General features: G+C 63.6%; 23 protein-coding genes and 1 pseudogene. 9 read left to right on the forward strand and 15 right to left on the reverse strand.

Annotation, left to right across the window (positions count from 1 at the left end; translation table 11 throughout):
- The first annotated feature begins 173 nt into the window (after positions 1–173).
- Both AC1RUK_RS17420 and galE read left to right on the forward strand, forming a co-directional pair.
- Entirely contained in the window at positions 174–1,214 is a 1,041-nt protein-coding gene (locus AC1RUK_RS17420) for a UDP-glucuronic acid decarboxylase family protein (protein ID WP_481834622.1), read from the forward strand.
- Positions 1,211–2,197, forward strand: coding sequence for a UDP-glucose 4-epimerase GalE (gene galE / locus AC1RUK_RS17425; RefSeq protein WP_481834621.1), 987 nt, complete (start codon positions 1,211–1,213; stop codon positions 2,195–2,197). Before AC1RUK_RS17420 ends, galE begins: the two co-directional genes overlap by 4 nt.
- Before the next feature lie 201 nt (positions 2,198–2,398).
- Here the strand turns inward: galE and AC1RUK_RS17430 are convergent, their stop codons facing one another.
- Positions 2,399–2,971 carry a DUF995 domain-containing protein gene (locus tag AC1RUK_RS17430; protein WP_481834620.1) on the reverse strand — a complete coding sequence of 191 codons (573 nt, stop codon included), beginning with the start codon at positions 2,969–2,971 and terminating at the stop codon, positions 2,399–2,401.
- 442 nt (positions 2,972–3,413) lie between these two features.
- Here AC1RUK_RS17430 and AC1RUK_RS17435 point away from each other — a divergent pair, with 442 nt between their 5' ends.
- Genes AC1RUK_RS17435 through AC1RUK_RS17445 form a run of 3 tightly spaced genes read left to right on the forward strand, consistent with a single transcriptional unit; the run spans position 3,414 to position 6,438 of the window.
- A complete protein-coding gene (locus AC1RUK_RS17435) occupies positions 3,414–4,340 on the forward strand; it encodes a lysylphosphatidylglycerol synthase domain-containing protein (RefSeq protein ID WP_481834619.1) in 927 nt (308 codons plus the stop codon).
- Positions 4,337–5,386 carry a glycosyltransferase family 2 protein gene (locus tag AC1RUK_RS17440; RefSeq protein ID WP_481834618.1) on the forward strand — a complete coding sequence of 350 codons (1,050 nt, stop codon included), beginning with the start codon at positions 4,337–4,339 and terminating at the stop codon, positions 5,384–5,386. Before AC1RUK_RS17435 ends, AC1RUK_RS17440 begins: the two co-directional genes overlap by 4 nt.
- Positions 5,387–5,415: 29 nt before the next feature.
- Positions 5,416–6,438 carry an NAD-dependent epimerase/dehydratase family protein gene (locus tag AC1RUK_RS17445; RefSeq protein WP_481834617.1) on the forward strand — a complete coding sequence of 341 codons (1,023 nt, stop codon included), beginning with the start codon at positions 5,416–5,418 and terminating at the stop codon, positions 6,436–6,438.
- Positions 6,439–6,492: 54 nt separating this feature from the next.
- On the opposite strand, the gene AC1RUK_RS17450 is transcribed toward AC1RUK_RS17445, so the two are convergent.
- Both AC1RUK_RS17450 and AC1RUK_RS17455 read right to left on the reverse strand, forming a co-directional pair.
- The gene (locus tag AC1RUK_RS17450; RefSeq protein WP_481834616.1) at positions 6,493–6,909 is read right to left on the reverse strand and encodes a hypothetical protein; all 417 of its coding nucleotides are present in this window, start codon (positions 6,907–6,909) and stop codon (positions 6,493–6,495) included.
- Positions 6,910–7,245: 336 nt separating this feature from the next.
- Positions 7,246–9,126, reverse strand: coding sequence for a glycosyltransferase family 2 protein (locus tag AC1RUK_RS17455; RefSeq protein ID WP_481834615.1), 1,881 nt, complete (start codon positions 9,124–9,126; stop codon positions 7,246–7,248).
- 618 nt (positions 9,127–9,744) lie between these two features.
- Between AC1RUK_RS17455 and AC1RUK_RS17460 the strand changes: the two genes are divergently transcribed.
- Together AC1RUK_RS17460 and AC1RUK_RS17465 are read left to right on the forward strand one after the other, a co-directional pair.
- Positions 9,745–10,674: a glycoside hydrolase family 26 protein gene (locus tag AC1RUK_RS17460; protein WP_481834614.1), complete on the forward strand. Its 930-nt coding sequence runs from the start codon at positions 9,745–9,747 to the stop codon at positions 10,672–10,674.
- A 130-nt stretch (positions 10,675–10,804) separates the two neighbouring features.
- Positions 10,805–11,308: a DUF995 domain-containing protein gene (locus AC1RUK_RS17465; protein ID WP_481834613.1), complete on the forward strand. Its 504-nt coding sequence runs from the start codon at positions 10,805–10,807 to the stop codon at positions 11,306–11,308.
- Between the two features lie 26 nt (positions 11,309–11,334).
- Here the strand turns inward: AC1RUK_RS17465 and AC1RUK_RS17470 are convergent.
- The 8 genes and pseudogenes from AC1RUK_RS17470 to AC1RUK_RS17505 all read right to left on the reverse strand — a co-directional run bounded on the left by AC1RUK_RS17470 (position 11,335) and on the right by AC1RUK_RS17505 (position 16,903).
- Positions 11,335–12,549 (reverse strand): annotated as a pseudogene (locus tag AC1RUK_RS17470) (MFS transporter).
- Positions 12,546–13,946, reverse strand: a complete 1,401-nt coding sequence (locus tag AC1RUK_RS17475) for an NAD(P)-binding protein (RefSeq protein WP_481834612.1) — start codon at positions 13,944–13,946, stop codon at positions 12,546–12,548. Before AC1RUK_RS17475 ends, AC1RUK_RS17470 begins: the two are co-directional and overlap by 4 nt.
- Positions 13,947–13,994: 48 nt before the next feature.
- Positions 13,995–14,315, reverse strand: coding sequence for an ArsR/SmtB family transcription factor (locus AC1RUK_RS17480; protein WP_120016752.1), 321 nt, complete (start codon positions 14,313–14,315; stop codon positions 13,995–13,997).
- 66 nt (positions 14,316–14,381) lie between these two features.
- Entirely contained in the window at positions 14,382–14,804 is a 423-nt protein-coding gene (arsC, locus tag AC1RUK_RS17485) for an arsenate reductase (glutaredoxin) (protein ID WP_481834611.1), read from the reverse strand.
- Entirely contained in the window at positions 14,801–15,490 is a 690-nt protein-coding gene (locus AC1RUK_RS17490; protein ID WP_436175834.1) for an aquaporin, read from the reverse strand. The genes arsC and AC1RUK_RS17490 overlap by 4 nt, the downstream gene beginning before the upstream one ends.
- 2 nt (positions 15,491–15,492) lie before the next feature.
- Positions 15,493–16,002 (reverse strand): arsenate reductase ArsC, encoded by a 510-nt coding sequence (locus AC1RUK_RS17495; protein ID WP_436175833.1) that lies wholly within the window; start codon positions 16,000–16,002, stop codon positions 15,493–15,495.
- Between the two features lie 93 nt (positions 16,003–16,095).
- Positions 16,096–16,428, reverse strand: coding sequence for an ArsR/SmtB family transcription factor (locus tag AC1RUK_RS17500; RefSeq protein ID WP_481834610.1), 333 nt, complete (start codon positions 16,426–16,428; stop codon positions 16,096–16,098).
- A 106-nt stretch (positions 16,429–16,534) separates the two neighbouring features.
- Positions 16,535–16,903 (reverse strand): antibiotic biosynthesis monooxygenase family protein, encoded by a 369-nt coding sequence (locus tag AC1RUK_RS17505; protein WP_481834609.1) that lies wholly within the window; start codon positions 16,901–16,903, stop codon positions 16,535–16,537.
- Between the two features lie 97 nt (positions 16,904–17,000).
- On the opposite strand from AC1RUK_RS17505, the gene AC1RUK_RS17510 reads away from it, so the two are divergent.
- Together AC1RUK_RS17510 and AC1RUK_RS17515 are read left to right on the forward strand one after the other, a co-directional pair.
- Complete coding sequence (locus AC1RUK_RS17510) at positions 17,001–17,477, forward strand: MarR family winged helix-turn-helix transcriptional regulator (protein WP_481834608.1); 477 nt, start codon at positions 17,001–17,003, stop codon at positions 17,475–17,477.
- Positions 17,458–17,982 (forward strand): cytochrome b, encoded by a 525-nt coding sequence (locus AC1RUK_RS17515; RefSeq protein ID WP_481834607.1) that lies wholly within the window; start codon positions 17,458–17,460, stop codon positions 17,980–17,982. Before AC1RUK_RS17510 ends, AC1RUK_RS17515 begins: the two co-directional genes overlap by 20 nt.
- A 59-nt stretch (positions 17,983–18,041) precedes the next feature.
- On the opposite strand, the gene AC1RUK_RS17520 is transcribed toward AC1RUK_RS17515, so the two are convergent.
- From AC1RUK_RS17520 to AC1RUK_RS17535, 4 genes are read right to left on the reverse strand one after another with little or no spacing between them, the layout of a single operon-like run.
- Positions 18,042–18,938 (reverse strand): aminoglycoside phosphotransferase family protein, encoded by an 897-nt coding sequence (locus AC1RUK_RS17520; protein ID WP_481834606.1) that lies wholly within the window; start codon positions 18,936–18,938, stop codon positions 18,042–18,044.
- 53 nt (positions 18,939–18,991) lie between these two features.
- Positions 18,992–19,819: a carbohydrate ABC transporter permease gene (locus AC1RUK_RS17525; protein WP_481839471.1), complete on the reverse strand. Its 828-nt coding sequence runs from the start codon at positions 19,817–19,819 to the stop codon at positions 18,992–18,994.
- A gap of 8 nt (positions 19,820–19,827) precedes the next feature.
- Positions 19,828–20,763 (reverse strand): carbohydrate ABC transporter permease, encoded by a 936-nt coding sequence (locus tag AC1RUK_RS17530; RefSeq protein WP_481839470.1) that lies wholly within the window; start codon positions 20,761–20,763, stop codon positions 19,828–19,830.
- Positions 20,763–22,031: an ABC transporter substrate-binding protein gene (locus tag AC1RUK_RS17535; RefSeq protein WP_481834605.1), complete on the reverse strand. Its 1,269-nt coding sequence runs from the start codon at positions 22,029–22,031 to the stop codon at positions 20,763–20,765. Before AC1RUK_RS17535 ends, AC1RUK_RS17530 begins: the two co-directional genes overlap by 1 nt.
- Between the last annotated feature and the right edge of the window lie 85 nt (positions 22,032–22,116).

Raw genomic sequence — 22,116 nt, forward strand, 5'->3', positions numbered from 1 at the left:
GGCAGCCAATAAGCCGTACGGCACGATCTCCGCAACCTCAGACTATTTACGCACATCACTGATGGCGATTCCGCGCGAGCGGAGGTTTTCGCCACGTTCTCTGGGACGTGGCCGGGCGAAGCTTTGTCCCGGCCTCGGGGTTGGTAGCGTTTGCGGTGCGTAAGGGGGATGCAATGAATAAGGTGATCAAGGTTCTGAAGCCCGGTGTGGGGACCGGCCGACGGGGCGGCAGTTTCAATCGCGGCCGCGCCCTGGTGGCCGGAGGCGCAGGATTTCTGGGTTCGCATCTGTGCGAGCGGCTGCTGCGCGATGGCTACGAAGTCATCGCGGTGGACAATTTCCACACCGGCAAGCGATACAATCTCAACGTCCTGCAGCGCGATCCGGGCTTCCTGTGCATCGAGCATGACATCATCGATACGCTGCCGCTCGACCTCCCGGTCGACGAAATCTACAACCTCGCCTGCCCGGCTTCGCCGCCGCATTACCAGGCCGACCCGATCCACACGTTCAAGACGAGCGTGCTCGGCTCGCTGAACCTCCTGGAACTCGCCCGGCGGCACAACGCCAAGATATTCCAGGCTTCCACGTCCGAGGTCTATGGCGACCCGCTGGTGCATCCGCAGCCCGAAGGCTATTTCGGCAACGTCAACACGCACGGCCCACGATCCTGCTACGACGAAGGCAAGCGCTCGGCCGAAACCCTGTTCTTCGACTATTCGCGAACCTACGGCATCGATGTGCGCGTCGCGCGCATCTTCAACACCTATGGCCGCCGCATGCAGCCCGATGACGGCCGCGTGGTGTCGAACTTCATCGTCCAGGCGTTGCGCGCCGAGGACCTGACCGTCTACGGGAGCGGCCTGCAGACGCGATCGTTCTGCTATGCGGACGATCTGATCGAAGGCTTCATCCGGCTGATGAATGCCCCCAATGCGCCCGCGCATCCGGTCAATCTCGGCAATCCGGTCGAATTCACCGTCATGGAACTGGCCAGGCTGGTCATCGACTACACGAATTCCCGCTCGAGGATCGTGCACCGGCCGCTGCCGGTCGACGATCCCAGGCAGCGCAAGCCCGACATTTCGTTCGCCAGGCAGCATCTCGGCTGGGAGCCGCAGGTCAGCCTGAGCCAGGGCCTGGCGCACACGGTGGAGTATTTCGACGCCCTGCTCTACGGCAGCCGGCCGGTCAAAGAGGCCGCAATGTCATGACACGCCGCCCCATATTGGTGACCGGTGGGGCCGGCTTCATCGGCAGCCACACCTGCAAGCTGCTATCGGCTGCCGGCTACCTGCCCGTTGTCTACGACGATCTCAGCCGCGGCAATGAGAAATCCGTCGCCTGGGGGCCGCTCGTCGTCGGCGACATCCGCGACGGCGAAGCGCTGCGCGAGGCGATCGCGACCTACCGGCCGAAGGCGATCATCCACTTCGCGGCGCTCGCCTATGTCGGCGAGTCGGTCCGCGAGCCGGCCGAATATTATTCGACCAATGTGGCCGGCACCATCGCCGTGCTCGACGCGGCGCGCGCGGGCTCGATTGAGAACGTCATCTTCTCGAGCAGCTGCGCGACCTATGGCGTGCCCGAAGCATTGCCGGTGCGCGAGACATCGTCGCAAAATCCGATCAGCCCCTACGGCCGGACCAAGCTGATGGGCGAGCAGATCATCGGCGACTACGCGGCGGCCTACGGGATGAAATACGCGATCCTGCGCTATTTCAACGCCTGCGGAGCAGACCCCGACGGCGAACTCGGCGAGTGGCACACGCCCGAGACCCACCTCGTTCCCAGGGTGCTGATGGCCGCATCCGGGATGATCGACGAGATCGAGGTTTTCGGCACAGACTACGACACGTCGGACGGCACCTGCGTGCGCGACTACATCCATGTCAGCGATCTCGCCCGCGCCCATCTCAAGGCGCTGATGCATCTCGAGGCCGGCGGCGAAAACCTGTCGGTCAATCTCGGCACCGGCCGGGGCGTGTCGATCAAGGAGATCCTGCAGGCGGTCAGCCGCATGACCTCGAAATCGGTTCCGGCCGTCTACAGGACCAGACGCCCCGGCGATCCGGCCGAGCTCTATGCCGACCCGGTCAACGCACGCGTACATCTGGGCTTCGTGCCGGAACTTTCCGACATCGACACGATCGTCAGGACGGCCGCGCCCTTCTTCGGGCTGGAGGCAGTCCAATGATGTCACTGCAATGGTTTTTCCCGGTGCTTGCCACGGCCTTGTGGGCCGCATGGCACGTGAAATGCGCCGGTCGGAAATACCAGCCCGCAAGGCTGGTTGTCGCCCCTGTTTGTAGCTTGTCGGGGCGTGGGCTCGCTGGGCTGGAGTGAGGGCTTTAGTCTCAGCGAGCCTGCTTGATCCAATGCCTTGTTCCTGCCGGGGCTAGCTCTTGGAATCGACCAGTTTGCGGGTCTCTTCGAACTGCGCGCCCTTGGTGTCGCCTGACTCGAATTTCTTGTACTCGTCGGCCGCATCTTCCGGAGAGTGCTTGAAGCTGTACCAATCCCCATCCGGGTCCTTGCGTTGCTCGATGTTGTCGCCGTTGATGCGGTGGCTGTAGCAGGTGCGGCCCACCTTGGCGGTATAAGTCTTGGACCGCCAGGCGACCTCCATGCACATCTTGCCGGTTTTGGTGACCAGCCACCTGCCTTCGGCGATGGAAGCCTGGTCCTGTCCGGACGTCCAGGCCTGAAGACGCCTGTTGTCCTTGGCGAAGTAGGCCGCGCCGTTCTTCCAGATCCAGGTGCGGTCCTGGTAAAGAACTTGCAACTCATAGGCGGACGGAACAGTGGCCGAGGCATCTGCCTCCGCAGGCGCTTTGTCCTTGGCTGCCGCATTCGCGGTTCCGAGAAGCGCAATCTGACAGCAGATGGCCAGGAGGGGCGCAAGGGATGCGGCAAGGCGACGAGGTTGCGCCCCAGATCCCCTTTTGGTTGTCATGGCGAGCGATCGCATTTCGGTATTCGCTTCTCAATGGTGTGGGGTTGGCCGAATATTTCCTGGAAGAGCCCGGGGATTGCAAGGCACTGCCGTTACTACCTGCACGCTATTAATCGCCGCGCGAAGAACGATGTCAACCTTCCCGGGAAGGCTGGTTGCGAATGTGGCGAACTCTCGTGACAGACTGCAAAATCAAGGATTTGCGGTGCATGCCAATACTGCCGACGCCCCGTCGGCATGACCCATATCCGTCGACGACCAAGTTGGTGGATTCGCGTAGTCCGGTGATCTATAAGACCGCCACACTTCAACGCGGCCGAAAACGTCGAGGCTCATGGTTGCTTCCGCGGATCTGCCCGCGCACTCAACAAACGAGCAGTGCGGGTTACGGGTGCAGCAAAACAATGGGTCCGGCGCCGCCGAGCACAATAGGCCCGCGCAAGTGGCGGAGAATTGGTTGAAAAGAATAGTCTCGATTGTCATGACGCTGGCGCTGCTGGCCTGGCTCGCCAGCGACTCGCGCTGGAAGATGGTCGGCGATGCCTTCGCCAGTATCACACCCGGCGCATTCGCGGCTGTCGCGCTGGCGCTGTTCGTCACCTATGTGCTGCGGGCGCTGCGCGTCTGCGACGAGTTCCGCGACGAGGTGAACGGCCGTTTCGGCGCCTGCCTGCGCGTCATCCTGATCCACAATGCGATGATCAATGTCGTGCCCTTCCGCGGCGGCGAGACCGCCTTTCCGCTGCTGTTGCGGCAGGTCTTCGGCATACCGCTCATGCGCGCCAGCGCCTCGCTGCTGTGGTTCAGGCTGCAGGACGCCTTCGTCGTTGGCGTGCTCGCCTGCCTGGTGTGGCCGGGCCTCTATCCCGCGCTGAGGGCGGCGGGGATCGCGGCGCTGATCGCGGCCGCCTGGTATCTGCCGCGATGGGCGCGCGCGCCGCATGACTGGGCGGCACGCGGCAGGATCGTTGCGAAGTTCGGCATGCTGCGCGACATTTTCACCGAGGCGACTGGACGGTCGCGCTACGGCTGGTGGTGGACGGTCGCCAACTGGGCGCTGAAGCTTGCCGTGCAGGGTTGGCTGCTGGCCATGCTGCTGGGCACGTCTCTCCAGACCGCCTTCCCCGGGGCCGTCGGCGCCGAGGCCGCAGCCATTCTGCCAGTCCAAGGCGTCGCCGGCTTCGGCACCTATGAGGCGGGAGCGGCGGCGGCGCTGCTCTATTCCGGCATTGCCATCAAGAGTGGCCTGCAGGCGGCGCTGGCACTGCATCTGTTCATCTTCTGCTCGGCGATCGCGACGGGCGCGATCGCCTGGCTGTTTCCCTCGAAATCGACTGTGCCGGGAAACCCGGCCGTCGGCTCTGCAAGGAAGTCATCGCCATGAACGTATTGCCCATCCCTGCTTCGGGACTGCCCGAGGGCGCGGTCATGCCGGAGCACACGCTGTCGATCGTCGTTCCCATGTACAACGAGGCCGAAAACGTCGAGCCGCTGCTGGCGCGGATTCACCAGGCGATGGAACATTACGGCCGGCCGTGGGAGGTCGTGCTGGTCGACGACGGCAGCACCGACGCCACAGTGAGCGAGATCAGGCGCCTGGCGGCGCATTATGGCCCGCATGTGCATGCGGTCGAGCTGATGCGCAACTACAAGCAGACGGCGGCGATGCAGGCCGGCATGGACGCGGCGCGCGGCGACGTCATCGCCACGATCGACGGCGACCTGCAGAACGACCCCTTCGACATCCCGCGCATGGTCTACCGGCTGCTGACCGAGGATCTCGACCTGGTGGTCGGCTGGCGCAAGGACCGCCAGGAAGGGCTTTTGATGCGCAGGCTGCCTTCGCGCATCGCCAACTCGCTGATCGCGCGCGTCACCGGCGTGCGTCTCAAGGACTATGGCTGCAGCCTTAAGGTCTATCGCGGCAACGTCATCCGCAGCGTCAAGCTCTATGGCGAGATGCACCGCTTCATCCCGGCCTGGCTCGCCACGGTGACGACGCCGCGGCGCATCGCGCAGGAAGTGGTGACGCACCACGCCCGCATCCACGGCCAGTCCAAATACGGCATTTCGCGCACCTTCAGGGTCGTGCTCGATCTGGTCTTCATGTATTTCTTCATGCGCTATCGCACCCGGCCCGGGCATTTCTTCGGCGGCATCGGCATCGTGCTGGGCGCGCTGGGCGCGCTGATCCTTGCCTATCTGTTCGGTCTGAAGCTGTTTTTCGGCCAGGACATCGGAACCCGCCCGATGCTGTTCACCGGCTTCTTCCTGCTTATCGCCGGGGTGCAAATGGTGACGTCGGGCGTGCTGGCGGAAATGCTGGCGCGCGTCTATCACGAGGCGAACGGGTCGTCGGCCTATGTCGCACGGCCACGACCGGTGCCCGGTGAAAATAACGGCGACGGCTGGTATCGCCCCAGCCGGTGACCTGATCGCAAAGCTCTCTGGGGGGTTCTATGTCCATAGTTGTGACCGGTGCCGCGGGCTTCATCGGCAGTCATGTCTGCCAGCGGCTTCTGGACCGCGGCGACGAGGTCGTCGGCGTCGACAACATGAACGCCTATTACGATCCGGCGCTGAAAGTGGCGCGGCTCGCCCGGCTTTCCGGCAGGCCGGGATTTTCGTTCCACGAGCTGGACATTGCCGAACCGGGCGTCCTGGCCGCGGTGCTGGGCAAGCGGCCGGTGCGCAAGATCGTGCATCTGGCGGCGCAAGCGGGCGTGCGCTATTCGCTCGAAAATCCGCGCGCCTATATCCACGCCAACATCGCCGGCCATCTGGAAATTCTCGAGCTCTGCCGGGCATCACCTGATATCGAGCACCTCGTCTATGCGTCGTCGAGTTCGGTCTATGGCGGCAACACCAAGGTGCCGTTTTCGGAGAGTGACCGCGTCGACGACCCGGTGTCGATCTACGCCGCCACCAAGAAGGCCGACGAGCTGATGAGCTCGACCTATTCGCATCTGTTCGGCCTGCCGCAGACCGGCCTGCGCTTTTTCACCGTCTACGGCCCGTGGGGCCGGCCCGACATGGCGAGTTGGATCTTCACCGAGGCGATGCTTGCTGGCAAGCCGATCCGCGTCTTCAACCACGGCGAGATGTGGCGCGACTTCACCTTCATCGACGACATCGTCGACGGCGTCGTCGCCGTGCTCGACAAGCCGCCGACAGACGGCGCTGGGCACGCCAATGGCGGCCCCAGGCACGCCAGTGGCGACCCTAAACATGCCCTCTACAATATCGGCAACAGCCAGCCGGTCCATCTCGGCCGCTTCATCGACACGCTGGAAAGCCTGCTCGGCGTCAAGGCGATACGCCACAACGAGCCCATGCAGGCCGGCGAGGTTGAAAAGACCTATGCCGACACCAGCGCGCTGGAGCGGGATTTCGGCTTCAAGCCGAAGGTGTCGGTCGAGGAAGGTTTGCGGAAATTCGTCGACTGGTATCGCCAGGAATGGCGGCCGGAGGGCAAGAGGTAGCGGGCAGAGCCTGCGCCAACCCCTTGCCCCCGGCTCGCGCCCCCCGGCTGAAGATCAGTAACGTGAACGGCAGCTCGAGCGCTGGCCGAAGCCGCTCGGGCCACAGATCCAGGGTGAGCGGCCCAGGAGCGGGCCGCTGCTGCCCAGACTGTAGGAAACCTTCAGCGCTTTCGGCTTGCCGATGCGCTGCGGCCGGACAAAGGCCGCATAGGCCCGTTCGCTCGTGCGCGTCACGCTGGTCATCCGCGTCACCGGCTTGCGGTAAAGGGCCTTCTTCTTGACGGGATGGACCTTCTTGACGCTATCGATCTTTTTGCCGAACCCTTGGTCCACGGTCCGCCCGCTGATCGAGCCGGTCTTGGTCGTGTCCGTGGTCTGGCAGCCTGACACCATCGTGACCAACGCGATGGCAGCAAAAGCATAGGTATATTTTCTGCCCGTATTGGCCAGACTTTCCATAAACTTGTTCATCGCCTGTCCCCTGCCCCGGAAGTTAACTCGGTGGTGCGCGGCGGATATACTTTGTATTCGTTGTTTTCCGCGCCTCGCGAAATGGCCATTTGCCACTCACATCGTGCCCGCATATTAGGGGAGACTTGTTAAAATTCGTGCAAACAGCATGATGAACACAGCCTTTCGCCGTTCGTTCGGATATGATGGAAAATTCAATCAGTCGGATCGAGATGCGGGCGGAGCGACCCCTCGTCATGCGACACGTCGACAGACGACGCATCGTGCCGGCCGCGAACGGCGGCCGGTGCTCAGGCTGGCAGGATCGAAGCTGCTGTTGCCGGATCTAGGCCACGCTCAGCGCAGCGTTTCCCAGCCCGGATCGAGGTAGAAATTGCGGGTTCCGATGTTGCCCTGGCCGGCGCCGGAAACCGGATAGGCCACCCTGACGATGCGCAGGCTGCCGGCGCCCTGCTGCAGCCCGTAGACACCTTCCAGGCCACGATCGTAAAAGCCCACGGCCGGCACGGTCAGGGCCAGCACGGCGAGCGACGCCTGCAAGGCAAATTTGGCGGCATTGGCGCGCAACGGGATCTTGTTCTCGATGACGTGCCTGACGACGATGACCACCACCAGAAGCCCGTAGAGGAAGGCGTTGAAGGCGGCGAACCAATAGAAGCCGGTGGCATCGAAGGGGTGGTCGACGAGCAGGACGGGCAGCGCCGCGCCGATCGCCAGCGCCACGTAGGGAACAAAGACACGGACCGGCAGAAGATGCTTGGGACCGTTGCCCTTGGGCGTGACGCGGAAATCCACGAACGACTTGGTCAGATAGTCGCGCAGCGACGACAGCGTGCCGGCCAGCACCCACGGCCAGCGCGCGAAGAACAGGAACAGCGTGCCTTCCCAACTGATCGTCTTGGCCGTGATCGGACGCGACACGCCGAACGCCTTCAGCATCATCACCAGGCCGACCAGGGCGACCGCGTTCGGCACATAGTAGAACAGGAAGTCGAGATACATGACATTGGCGAAGTTACGCCCGGTGAACAGCGCGTACATCGGCATGACGTACATCAGCAACGCAAAGACGGCGAACAGCGGATACCAGAGCTGGCAAAACAGGAACTGGAACCTCAGCCGCGGCGACAGCTTGTGCAGGTAGCTCGGCGAGTATTCGAGCAGGATCGTCATCAGGCTGCGCGACCACTGGAATTCCTGGGTGACGAGGTCGGCGAAGGTCTGCGGCCCGTCGCCATGCGCGATGGCGTCGAGCGCGTGCACGCCGCGCCATCCGGCCGCGTTGATCAGCATCGAGGTGGAGTGATCCTCGGCCAGTTCCGGACCGAGACCGCCCGCCTGCTTCAGCGCCTTGGTCCGCACCGCATAGTGGGAGCCGATGCAAAGCGGCGCCCCGCCGCCGGTATGGCCGGACTGCAAGGGGCCGTGGAACATCCCTTCCGGAAACAGCCGGCCGCGCGCCGCCCAGCTTTCGTCGGCATTGTTGTCGCAGATGCTGGGCGCCGAGACGTAGCCGACCGCCGGATCGGCGAAGGGATAGAGGATCTCCCTGAGATAGGTCGGCGTCGGCACATGGTCGGCGTCCATCTGGGCGACGAAGTGGTAACGCTCATAGCCATAGTGGTCGTAGAAGAACGCCAGATTGCCTTCCTTGCAGCGGGTCCGGCGCGGCCATGTCTTGCGGTGGTAGTCTTGCCTGCCGCGTCGCGTCGAAATCATCACGCCTCGGGCGTCGCACCAGGCAACCGTCTCCTCGGAGGGGTCCTCGTCGGCCAGCCAGGTGTCATGCGGATAGTCCTGCGCAAGCATCGCTTCCAGCGTGCGCGCGACCACGGCGAAGGGTTCGGACGGGGCCTTGGTCACCACCATGGCGACTCGCGAACGCTTCGGGATGCTGTTGAGCTTGGATGGTTTTCTCGATGCGTACACGTTGAGGAGGAAGTACATCGGCATCAAGGTCAGCCAGCCCAGCACGAGCGTCGCGAAGGTGAATGGCCCGATGTGTTCGATATGGTCCGGCTGCAGCCACCAGATCCAGAAAAAGCCGAGGCTGAGAAACCAGAAAGCCAGGCCGAGCCGCAGGACCCGTTGCTGGACGGGAGACAGGACAGGGACCAGGAAAGGCCCCTTCTGCGCCGCCTCGGCACGTGCGGTCACCGGCCGGCCAGCCGACCTCGTTTTGCCGGCGATAACGCCAGCACGCGCGGAAACACTCATACAACTACCCGCCGCCAGTTTGGACAGCCGCTAGACAGCGCCCGACCAATCAATCCCCGTCGACAGAATCAGCTTGCTCTAATGGAGAGTCAACAAAATTCAGTGTCCGTTAACCACGCTTCTTGAGGACTGGTTAACCTAACGCCTTGAATTGGAGAGGTTTTGGGACGCTGTCACCGACAGCCGGCCTGGATTCCCGAGCTGCGGAAATCACCTGGCCGGAATTCCGGCACGGCAATTTTCTCGTTCACAAAGCAAGGCCTGGGAGCGGTGGCGTTAACCATCCCGGAGGCAACAAGGTTAAGTAAACGTTAATGGCGCTTGACTCTCGGACGGCATAGGCTCTTATATTAGAGTTGGGATAATGTATCGGAATGTTGGCGCGAATTTGTGAGTATCGCGGCGAACTTTCTCTTCGGGGGCTTCCATCGTACCGGCGTCTCGAGAGATCACTTTGATGGACGGCGCTTGCGCATGGCACACCGGTCCACAGTCGCTCTGAAATCCCACAGATCACGCCGATAGGCCCGATGGATTGGGTTTGTCGTATCGATGCTGTCGATACGATGTGGCGAAGCTTCAAGGTCAGCTGGACGTTGAAGCTATGGGAGGTTGGGTATGAAATACTCCACAGCAACTGCATTTGTGTCAGCACTCATCCTTGGGGGAAGCCTCGCCTTCCCGGTGGTCGCGGGCTCACCGGAGGCCGCGGGCGCCGGGACGGACCCGATGAAGACGAGCAGTGCTGCTTCGTCTTTCGGCTCCTATGACCCCTATGGCGATTTCAGCGCCGACAAGAGCGCCAGCATCGAGGAGTTGTTCCTGCCTTGGGAGGACGTCGATCTGGCAACCCTTCCGCTGGCCGACGCCTATGCGCTGCAGCGCGGCCGTTCGCTCCTGATCACCATCGAGCCGTGGACCTGGTCGAAGGACTGGCGCATCACCCCGCCCCAACTGCGCGACGGCATATTGAGCGGCAAGTATGACGCCAACATGCATGCGATCTGCAGCCTGGTGGGACAGATGAAGAGTCCGGTGACCATTCGCTGGGCGCAGGAAATGGAAGACACGAACGGCCGCTTCACCTGGGCCAACTGGGCACCGAAGGACTGGATCGCCGCCTACAAGCGCGAAGTCGATGTCTGCCGCAAGGTCGCTCCCGCGGCGAAATACATGTGGTCGCCCAAGGGCGTGGAAGGCCTGGAGAAGTACTATCCGGGCGACAACTATGTCGACGTGGTCGGCCTGTCGGTGTTCGGCCTGCAGAAGAAGGACAATGACGAGGCCGGCCGCGACCGCACCTTCGCCGAATCGCTGAAGCCCGGCTATGACCGCGTCGCGGGTTTCAACAAGCCGATCGTGGTGGCGGAACTCGGCTATGTCGGCAAGCAGGACTACGTCACGAAGTGGCAGGAAGACTCCCGCAAGTCCTATGCGGAGTTCCCGGCGCTGACTTCGGTCGTCTACTTCAACCAGAAGGAAGTGTGGCCGTGGCTGGGTGGCTATGGTCTGCCCGACTGGAGGGTGACCCAGAACGTCCTGCCGTAGACCTATCATGCCGATCCATCCCGATGCGATCGGGATGGATCTCCATCTTTTTGTTTAAACGTGATCGATCCCGCACTACGGTTCGGGATGACGGTCGAGGCGTGTCGTGATCAGCGTGTGGAGTAGTTCCGTGAAACGAATACTGGTAAATTGCCTCGGAGCGGCGCTGGCCTGCTCCGTTCTTGTTCTTGCCTTCCAGGTCCCGGCGGTAGCCAAACCGGCGACGAAAATCGCCGAAAAGGCGCAAAAGGCCGCCGTCGTTCCCGACGCGGGCGTCTACCAGATCTACCAGAACCATTCGTGGCTGTGGGGCAATCACGGCGCTGCGTTCTTTGCCGTGAAGCAGCGGCAGTTCAACGCCTGGTCGACGGAAGGCGGCAAGCCGAGCTTTGGCGATGGCATCTGGTTCCTCCCCGGCAGCGGCAAGCTCTGCTTCCGGGCGAAATGGCATGGGTCCTGGGGGGCGAAGGGCTCGACGACCTGCTTCGAGCACCGCCAGGCCGGCAAGGTGATCTACCAGCGCAGGTCTCCGAACGGCGAGTGGTACGAATTCAGAAGCGCCCGCGGCAAATCGGACGTTAAATATGGCGACCGCGTCAGCCGGAAGCTAAAACGCATCAAGGCGCGGCTGTAGCGGCGCGGGACTGCCGGCAGTGTTGGCTACCCCGGCTGCAGCAGAATGCCCCTGTTGCGACCCAATAACCAGCGCAGGCCGCATGCCAGCACGACATTGAACACGGCAAGGGCGCCAAGTACGGCAAGCGTGCCTTGCGCTCCCGTCCATTGCATCAGCACCGCGCCCATCGACGGCGCGGCCGCCTGGGCGATCAGACTCGGCATGGCCAGGCGGCCCATCAATTTCGCGTAGCCCGACGGACCGAACAAAGCGAGCGGCAAGGTGCCGCGCGCGATCGATTCAAGGCCAATGCCGGCGCCGTAGAAGCCGAGCGCCACTGGCACGGCCGGCATGCCGGTCCACAGCGCCAAGACGCCTATGGCGACAAAACTCGCCGAGGCAAGCTTGGTCCAGATCGGATGATGGTAGCGCGCGATCATCATCTCGATGCCGCGCGCCGTCACTTGGAACGGGCCGACCAAGGCTCCGAGCCCGACGGCGACGGCAAGCGCCAGGCCGCCGGCTTGCAAAATCGACAACAGGTGAACCGAGAGCGTCGAGGAAATCACCGCTGCAAGCGTGATGGTGGTGGCGAGCAAAGCCATGACCGGGAAGGATGGATTGCCTGCCGGAACGGATGAGGCGTTTCGATCCATCTCGGATACGGCGCTGCGTTGCGGCACCCGACGTGGAAGCAGCGTGAGATAAAGCGGCAGAGCGATGAGGAACTGTACGGCGGCATAGGCAAGGCAGGTGCCGCGCCAGCCGATCTCTGCCATCAGGAAGGCGGAAATCGGCCAGCAGACGGTGCTGGCGAAACCGCCGAACAGGGTCAGCGTCGTGATGGCGGAACGCGCGCTGTGGCCATACTAGCGACCAAGCGTCGCGAAGGCCGCGTCGTAGAGCCCTGCCCCCATGCCGAGCCCGATCACCAGCCAGGCGGCGATAAAGGCGGCAAGCGAAGGTGCCGCCGCCAGGCCGATCTGGCCGGCGCCGATACAGACGGCGCTGAAAGCGAGCACATTGCGGCCGCCATAACGCTCGATCGAGGAGCCGACACGCGGCGAGATCAAGCCGGCGACCAGAAGCCCGAGTGACAGGCCGCCAACCACCCAGGCCAGCGACCAACCGGTCTCCGCGGCCACCTTCGGCGCAATGACCGCCGGCAGGTAGTAGGAAGAGCCCCACGCCATGATCTGCGTCAGCCCGAGCACGGTGATGATCGTGCCGCGGCTGCGCATGCCCGACGGAATGCTCATGCGGCGACGCCGCAGCCGCAGCCACTCTTGCCGGCGGCCTTCGCCTCGACATCGGCGACGCAGCACGCATCCGCCTCTTGTGGCGCCGGGCCACCGCAGCAGCCCGTTGACGCCGCATCGATTTTCGACACCTGCAGCGAGCCCGGCACCACGCAGACGCCGGTCTCGGGCAGGACCAGTCGCACCGTATCGGCGGACGCGATGTCGCCTGCCAATGCGGCCGCGACCGAGCGGACCTGTTCGTAGCCGGTCAGCAGCAGGAAAGTCGGCGCCCGACCATAGCTCTTGATGCCGACCGTGTAGAAACCTGCCTCGGGATGGCTGAGTTCGCGGTGTCCGTGCGGGGGCACGTCGCCGCAGGAATGCTCGTTGGGATCGATGAGCGGCCCTAGCGCCTTGACGCTTTCCAGCCACGGATCGAGATCGAGCCGAAGCTCCCTTGTCAGCGTGAGGTCGGGCCGCTGCCCGGTGGCGGCGATGATGCGATCGACCGGGCCGATCCGCTGCAAGCCGTCTTCTGTCTCGCCCTCGACGATCAGGCGACCGCCTTCGTCGCGAATGGCCACCGTGGCAAAACCAGTGACCAGCGTGACGCGGCCGCTTTCGGCAAGTTCGCGCGCATCGGCGCCAAGCTCGCCACGCGCCGGCAACTGGTCGGCGTCGCCGCCGCCATAGATGCGCACCAGGTCGATGCCGCGAGCCGTCCAGATGGACGCCGTCCCAGGTTCGGCATCCGCCAGCCTGGCAAGATCGAGCAAGGCATTGGCCGCCGAATGGCCGGAACCAGCCACCAGCGTGGTGCGGCCGGCGTAAACGCTGCGGTCGCGGCCGAGAATATCGGGAATGCCGTAAGCGATGCGATCGGCGAATTCCATCTCGCCCTCGGCCGCGAGGCCGCCGGCACCGAGCGGGTTCGGCGTCTGCCATGTGCCCGAAGCATCGATGACGGCGCGGGCACCGTCACGCCTGGTGCCCTTGGCGGTTTCGACCACCAGCATGAAGGGCCGCGTCTCGCGCCCCCTGCTCTGCACCTTGTCGGCGCCCCAGCGCGAGATGCCGACAATTCGAGCGCCGGTTTCGATCACCGGCGCCATCTGCGGGAGTTTCGCGAGCGGATCGAGATAGAGATCGACAAGCTCGTTGGCGGTGGGAAACGCCTCGGGATCGGGCATGTTCCAGCCATGCTCTTCCAGCAATTCCCGCGCCGCCCGATCGACACAAAAGCGCCAGGGCGTAAAAATCCTGACATGGCCCCAATCGCGAAGGTTGGTGGCAACGTCGCCGCCGGCCTCGTACAGCTTCACTGGCAGGCCCTGGCGAAGCAGGTGGACGGCTGCCGCCAGGCCGACAGGGCCGGCACCGATGACTGCTACCGGGAGATCGCTATGCTTGTTCATTTCGCTACCTTCCATAATTCCGGGATTATCGAAATATGAGGCAAAAAATTATGCCGCCGCTTCTCCCGCGGCGGGATTGCTGGCGGCATCGGCGCAGCATTCGTCGGCGAGGAAGCCGATCAGATCCCGCATGATCGGATAGTTGGCGCGGCAGATCAGCGTCGTCGCCTGCCGCTCCTGCGTGACCAGACCGGTCAGGATGAGCCGGTGCAAATGATGTGACAGCGTCGAGGCGGCGATGCCCAGACTTTCCTGCAGAGTGCCGACCGGCCTGCCTGCCTCGCCGGCCCGGACCAGGATGCGGTAGAGTTTCAACCGCGTCGGGTTGCCCAGCGCTTCCAGCTGTTTTGCCGCTTGTTCGAGTTTCATGGAAATATCGTACGCCCAGCCCCAGCCAGTCGTCAACTGAATTTCGAAAAAACTCGAAATAAGCTCTCAGACAACCCGCTTGCCGTCGGCGCCGATCACCACTTCGCCGTCTTCCTTGGTGAAAGGGCCGATGTCGGGATTGGGCAGGATGTCGAGGACCGCTTCCGACGGCCGCGCCAGCATGGTGCCGAGCGGAGTCACCACGATCGGCCGGTTGATCAGGATCGGATGCTCAAGCATGAAATCGATGATCTCGTCGTCGCTCCATTTGGCATCGCCAAGATTGAGCTCGGCATAGGGCGTGCCGCTCTCGCGCAACAGCTGGCGCGGCGTCATCGCCATGGCAGCAATCAATTCGATGAGCTTTTCACGCGACGGCGGGTTCTTCAGATACTCGATCACTTCCGGCTCCTCGCCGGACTGGCGGATGATGGCCAGCGTGTTGCGCGAGGTGCCGCATTGAGGATTGTGATAGATGGTGACGGTCATTCGGCGGGTCTCATCTCTGGCAAGGGTTTTGGTTTGGCAAGCAGCCAGCCGGCGAGTGCCATTGCCAGCAGCGCGCCGACAAGCTCGGCGACTATGAAGGCCGGGACATCGAGCGGCCTGATGCCGGCAAAAGTGTTGGAGAAGGCGCGCGCGATGGCGACCGCCGGATTGGCGAAGGAGGTCGAAGCGGTGAACCAGTAGGCTGCGGTGATGTAGAGACCGACCAGCCACGGGATCGACTCCGGACGGGCGCGCAGGCCGGCGAGGATGGTGAAGACCAGGCCGAAACTTGCGACCAGTTCGGCGATCCACTGCCCCGCGCCGCTTCGCACCGTGGCGGACAGTTCGACCAGAGGCAGGCCGAACATGGCGTGCGCGATCAGCGTGCCTGCAATGCCGCCCGCGATCTGGGCCAGGACATAGGCCAACGCCGCCCTGGTCTCGATTTCCCGCCTCAACCCAAACACCAGCGTCACCGCCGGGTTGAAATGGGCGCCGGAGACCGGCCCGAGAATGGTGATCAGCACCACCAGAATGGCGCCGGTCGGGATGGTGTTGCCAAGCAGGGCCAGCGCCACATCGTCGGTGAGCCGGTCGGCCATGATGCCCGAACCGATGACGGCGGCGACCAGCATCGCGGTGCCGAGGGCTTCGGCGACGAGACGACGCGGAAGATCAAAGATCATGCTCAGCCGGCCCTTGGGAGATCACGGCCGATCTCATCCAGCCGCTTCTGCAAGGCCAATTTGTCGACGGTGCTCATCGGCAGGCTGACGAAGATCGAGATACGGTTGTTGAGCATGCGGTAGGCTTCGGCGAAGGCCAGATGCCTTTCCGCATCGGTGCCCTCGACTTCGGCCGGGTCGGGCACGCCCCAATGCGCGGTCATCGGCTGGCCCGGCCAGACCGGACAGGATTCATTGGCGGCGTTGTCGCAGACGGTGAAGACGAAATTCATCTCTGGCGCACCGGGTACCGCAAATTCTTGCCAATCCTTCGAACGGGCAAAGGAGGTGTCGTGGTTGAGCGTCTTCAAGAGCTGCAGCGTGAATGGATGGACCTCGCCCTTGGGATGTGACCCGGCGGAATAGGCCTTGAACCTGCCGGCGCCGACCCGGTTGAGGATCGCCTCGGCGAGGATCGATCGCGCCGAATTGCCGGTGCAGAGAAACAAGACGTTGTAGATCTGATCGCTCATCAATTCCTCCCTATCTTCTTGTCCGACCATGATCTTTTCCGAAAACCGGTTCCCACTTTCCGCTTATGCGGTCCTTCGGTTCGGGATCATGGTCTAGCATTTGCAGGTCACAGCCTGGATGACCGGCTGGCAGAGCTCCGGCGCGCCGTTGCAGCAATCCTCCATCAGGTAGGCGAGCAGGTTGCGAAAGCCGGTCATGTCGGTGATATAGCGGATGGTGCGGCCCTCACGCTCGGCACTGACCAGCCCGGCATGGTCGAGCACCTTCAGATGCGCCGACATGGTGTTCTGGACGATGTCGAGCCGCGAAGCGATGTCGCCGGCGGGCAAGCCGCCTGCCCCGGCGCGCACCAGCAGCCGGAAGACTTCCAGGCGCGTGTCCTGGCCAAGCGCTGCCAATGCGCGAAGAGCTGCTTCCTTGTCCATCCATTGCATCCATAAATCCGGATTTACGGATGCCTAGCGCGACCATATGACAGCTGGATGACAGACAGGCGGGGAAACCGGCACCGCAGCAACTCGTCCGTTCTTGCTATGCCACGCAGATGCCCGGCACCGCGACCTTCTGGAACAGATGCGGGGACGCGACCGCTGAGGACGGATAGGCGGAGATCTTGGCTCTGAACTGCGGGTGCGTGAAGGCGGCGCGGAAGGCGGCGGTCGATTCCCACACGGCACAATTCAGATAGGTGGGGCTGTCGCCGATCGCGCGGTGAAGCTGGGTCGAGATGAAGCCCGGCTGCTGCTTCATGAAGGCAGCATCATCCTGCCAGACCTGGAGGAAGGTCTGCTCGTCGGCCTTGTCGAGCGTGAAAAGGTTGACCAGCACGACGGAGCTGGCGTCGATCGCGACCTGACGGTCGATGGGGAAGGCAGGATCCATTGGGCGCATGTTGGTCATGATAAGGCTCCATCTAATTGGTGTTATGGTGTCACTCTGTTATGATGCATACATACCAACTTGACACTATGATGTCAAACACGATATAGGATGACAAATGAGCGACCCCCTTCGAACTCCGGCCGGTGACGCCTTGAACGATCTCGTTCTCGACCTGTTCAGGCTCAACAGCCGAATGCTCGCCGCCGGAGACAGGCTGGTCGCCGGCCTTGGCCTGACCAGCGCCCGCTGGCAGGTCCTCGGCGCCATCGTCATCGCCGAGCGGCCGCAGCCGGTCGCCTGGCTGGCGCGCGATCTCGGCGCCAATCGCCAGAACGTGCAGCGGATCGTCAACGACCTGCACAAGGAAGGGCTCGTCGCATTCGCGGCCAACCCGCATCACCAGCGGGCGCAACTCGTCGTTCTGACCGACGAGGGAAGACAGGCCTTCGACGCCGCCATGCGCCTGCAGGCTCCCTGGGTGAACAGGCTCGCCGACGGGCTCGTGGTCAAGGATCTCAACACCATGCACGCCGTGATCACGGCGCTGCGCCGGAAACTCGAAGGAGACATGGATGCGGAAGAGCAGAGCTGACCGCTACGGCACGGTAGCGGTGTCCATTCACTGGCTGAGCGCCATCCTGATCCTGGCCCTGCTCGGCTCCGGCTTCCGGGCCGCCAATGCGATGGATGCAGCTGTGAAGGCCGACCTCCTTCGTTTCCACATTCCCGTGGCGATCGTGGTCTTGCTGCTGACGGCATTCCGCATTGTCTGGTGGTGGCGCTTCGATCTGCGACCGCTTCCCGTCGAGGGATCGCCAGCCTGGCAGGAACGCATCGCACGCTTTGTGCATGTCGCTTTCTACATCATCATTCTCGGCATGGCCGCCAGCGGCATCGGCATGATGGTCCTGAGTGGTGCTGCCCCGGTGATCTTCGGCCAGAGCAGCGCGACGTTGCCGAACTTCGCCGACTATCCGCCGCGCGCGCCGCATGGCTTAGGCGCCTTTGTGCTTGTGGCGCTGCTGGTGTTCCATGCCGGCGCGGCCCTCTACCACCAGCTCATCCGGCGTGACGGGCTGCTCCGGCGCATGTGGTAAGGCGCGTAAGCCTGATCGCCGCGAAAGTTCTCATCCTGAGGTGACGACACCGTACCGGCCTATCGACGATAAACTCGCCGATGGTCGGCCAGCACTTCGTCGATGACGGCCCAGGACTTCGCCGCCTCGCGCTGGTTGCCGTCATGTCCGCAAGCGGTGATCAGGGCCTTCCACAGGGCCCAGCCGCGGCCGCGCGCCCAGGTTTCCGCGTCGAGGGCAAGCGCATCGCGGAAGGCTTGCCGGCTCTCCCCGGAAAACTCGGTCCAGGCGATCGCCAGGTCGCAAGCAGGATCGCCGACGGCCGAGCTGCCGAAATCGATGACGCCGCAGAGTTTTCCGTCCTCGACCAGCAAATTGCCGGAGGCGACGTCGCCATGGACCCAGACCGGCGGGCGCTGCCACTCGGAGCCAAGCGCGCTTGCCCAAACCTCTTGCGCGGTATCCGTGTCGATGCGCCCAGTCAGCGCCGACAGTGCGGCGCGGGTCTCGGCGGCGTAGACCGCAAGCCGGCCGCCGCGATGGAAATTATGCTGGCCGGCCGGCGGGCCGCCAGTGGCATCGATGCGGTAGAGGGCGAGCAGAAAATCGGCCAGCGAGCGGGCGAACTGGGTGGGATCGGCAATCCGGCCCTTCGCGGCCGGCCTGCCGCGCAGCCAGCCATAGACCGACCAGGGCCAGGGATAGCCCTGCCCCGGCGCACCCTTGGCCAGCGGCACCGGGATCGGCAGGGGTAAATGCGGCGCGAGCCGGGGCAGCCAGCGCTGCTCCTTCTCGACCTGCGCGACATAGGACGCGGCGCTCGGCAGGCGCACCGATTTGTCGTCGCCGAGGCAAAAGGTGCGGTTGTCCCAGCCGCCCGGCTCGACCGGTTCCACCGGCAAGTCCGCCCAGTTCGGGAACTGCGCCTCAATCAGGCGGCGAACGAGGGTGACGTCTATTGGTGCGGTGATATCCATTCACCTTTCTTCCTGTCTTCAATCCTGGAAGGTGGCGCGATGGCTCGTCCACCTCACCCCTTCACCCCACCCGCGGTGAGGCCGGAGATGATCTTGCGCTGGAAGATCAGCACGAGGATGACGAGCGGCACGGTGACGATCACCGACGCGGCCATGATGTTGCCCCAGGGGATCTCGAACTGCGAACTCCCGGACAGCAATGCAATCGCCACCGGCACGGTCCGCTGTTCGTTGCTGGAGGTGAAGGTGAGCGCGAAGAGGAATTCGTTCCAGGCGCCGATGAAAGCGAGCAGCCCGGTGGTGACCAGCGCCGGCCACATCAGCGGCAGGAAAACGCGGGTGATGATGATCCAGGGCGTTGCGCCGTCGAGGATCGCCGCCTCCTCGATCTCGAGCGGCAGGTCGCGAACGAAGGCGGTGAGCACCCACACAGTGAACGGCAAAGTGAAGATCATGTAGGAAAAGACCAGCGCCAAGGGCGAGTTGTAGAGGCCAAGCGTGCGGATCAGTTCGAACAGGCCGGCAAGCAGCGCCACTGGCGGGAACATGGAGACGGAGAGGATGGCGAAAAGGAGAAGCGAACGGCCGCGGAAGCGGATGCGCGCCAGCGAGTAGGCGGCGGTGACGCCGAGGAAAAGCGAAATGACGACGACGGCGCCGGAGACGACCAGCGAATTCAGGAGATTGCGCGGGAAGGTCCCGTCGGTGAGGACGGTCCGGTAATTGGCGACGCTGATCATCTTCGGCCAATAGTCGACCTCGAACAGCGCAGTCCCCGATTTCAGGCTGGTGACGACCGCGTAATAGAACGGGAACACCGCGACAATGACGATGACCGCGACGAGCAGGTAGAAGGCGGCACGGCTGACGATCCGCATGATCCACATCATCAATAGTCCCTCTCGAGCCTGACCCGGCCGAGCCACAGCACGAGCATGGTCAGCAAGGCGAGGATGAGAAAGAGCAGCGTCGATGCGGCGGAGCCGTAGGCGAATTTGTCGAACTCGAACAGGTTCTCGCGAGCAAACACCGACATCGATTTGGTGTGCGCATTGTTTGGCGTCAGCACATAGATCAGGTCGAAGATGCGCAGCGCGTCGAGGCCGCGGAAGATCACCGCCACCATCAGCGCCGGCCGGATGAGCGGCAAGGTCACCTTCCAGAACACCCGCCAGGGGCTCACGCCATCGATCCGGGCGACCTCGTAGATCTCGCGCGGCAGCATCTGCAGCGCGGCGAGGATGAGAAGCGCCATGAACGGCGTCGTCTTCCAGATATCGACGATGAGGACGGCGACCATCGCCGTATCGGCGCTGGCGGTCCAGGCGATCTTGGTGCTGATCAGGCCGAGGTTCAGCAGCACATCGTTGATGATGCCGAACTGGTCGTTGAGCATCCACTGCCACATCTTCGCCGAGACGATCGTCGGGATCGCCCAAGGGACGAGGACAGCGGCGCGCACGAAGCCGCGGCCAGGGAATTCGGCATTGAGCACCAGCGCGACGATCATGCCGAAGATGGTCTCGCAGGTCACCGAGATCAGAGCGAAGCGCACCGTGTTCCAGACGGCGCGCCACCAGGCAGGATCGACGAGCAGGCCGTCATAAAGCACCCGGCCGCTCGGCATGGCGAGCACCGAGAAAAAATTGGCAAAGCCAATCCAACGGCCGGCCTCGAGGTCGGTCAGCGAGGTGTCGGTGAAGCTGAAATAGATGGTGCGCAGAAGCGGCCAGCCGGCGACAGCGGCGAGCACGACGAGCATCGGCGCAAGGAACAGCCACGCCGAGCGCACGCGCTGGCGCATCAGCCGCGAGCGTGCCTGCATCACCAGGCGGCGCCCTTGAGCTTCGTCAGCGTCACTTCGAGATCGGCGAGGTTATCGGCAGCCGTGCCTTCGCCGGAGAGCGTCTTGTGCACGGTGGTCCAGAACGCGTTGGACACCTCGTTGTACCTGACCTTGGCCTCATTCGAGGGACGCGGCACAGCGTTGAGGAAGACGTCCTTCCAGCGCGGGATGACCGGTTGCTCCCTGGCGATGTCGGCATCGTCGTAGAGCGCCTGGATGGTCGGCAGATAGGACGCCTTCAGCGCGCGGTACTTCTGCATTTCAGGTGAGGCGACCCATTTGACCAGCTCGATCGCTGCATCCGGGTTCTTCGAATATTTGGAGACGGCGAGGTTCCAGCCGCCGAGTGTCGCCGCAGAGCGGGCGCCCTCGCCCGACCCGGGCGGCAGCGTGGTCACGTCGAACTTGCCCTTGATGGGCGAGCCTTCGCTCTCGCCCAGCGAATAGGCGTAGGGCCAGTTGCGCATGAAGACCGCGTTGCCGGTCTGCCAGACGCCGCGCGACTCTTCCTCCTGGTAGGCGAGAACGCCCGGAGGCGCGATGGTGCCCACCCAGCCCTTGGCCATGTCGAGGGCGGCGGCCGCCTTCGGATTGTTGATCGAGACCGTGCCGTCCGGCTCGATGATCTGCCCGCCGCCGTTCGACATCACCCATTCGAGCGCGTCGCAGGTCAGCCCCTCATAGGCGTTGCCCTGGAAGACGAAACCCCAAATGTCCTTGTGGCCGGCCTCCCGTTCCTTGTCCATGACCAGCTTGGCGGTGGCGGCAAGCTCGCTCCAGCTTCCCGGCAGCTTGGCGCCATACTTATCGAGCAGGTCCTTGCGGTAGTAGAGCGCCGGCGCGTCGGTGAATATCGGCAGCGCCACAAGCTTGCCGTCGACTGTCTGCGACTGGATGATCGACGGGAAATGAGCCGCAACGACATCCTTGGTCGCAGCGGTCAGGTCGACGAGTTGGCTGGCCAGTTGCGGCGCCCAGATGACGTCGGTCTGATAGACGTCGATGTCGCTGTTGTGGGCGGCAAGCCAGAGCCTGTATTGGCCGAACTGGTCCGTGGTCGAGGTCGGCATCGGAATGATGGTGACCTTGTTGCCGCTTTTCTTCTCGTACTGGTCGAGGATTCCGCGAAGCACTTTCAGGCCGTTGCCGGTGTCGCCCGAGACGATGGAGAGGTCGACGGCCCGGGCCGGGCTGGCAGCGAGCACAGCAGCAACGGCAAACGCAAGCAGTGCGTGAAAGAACTTCATGGCGGCGGGTCTCCTCCTCTGGCGGCCGGCGGAAACGGACGGGCCATGCCTGACCGTGCCGGCTGCTCACGACGCGCCCCGCCCT

This window comes from Mesorhizobium monacense (assembly GCF_056781675.1).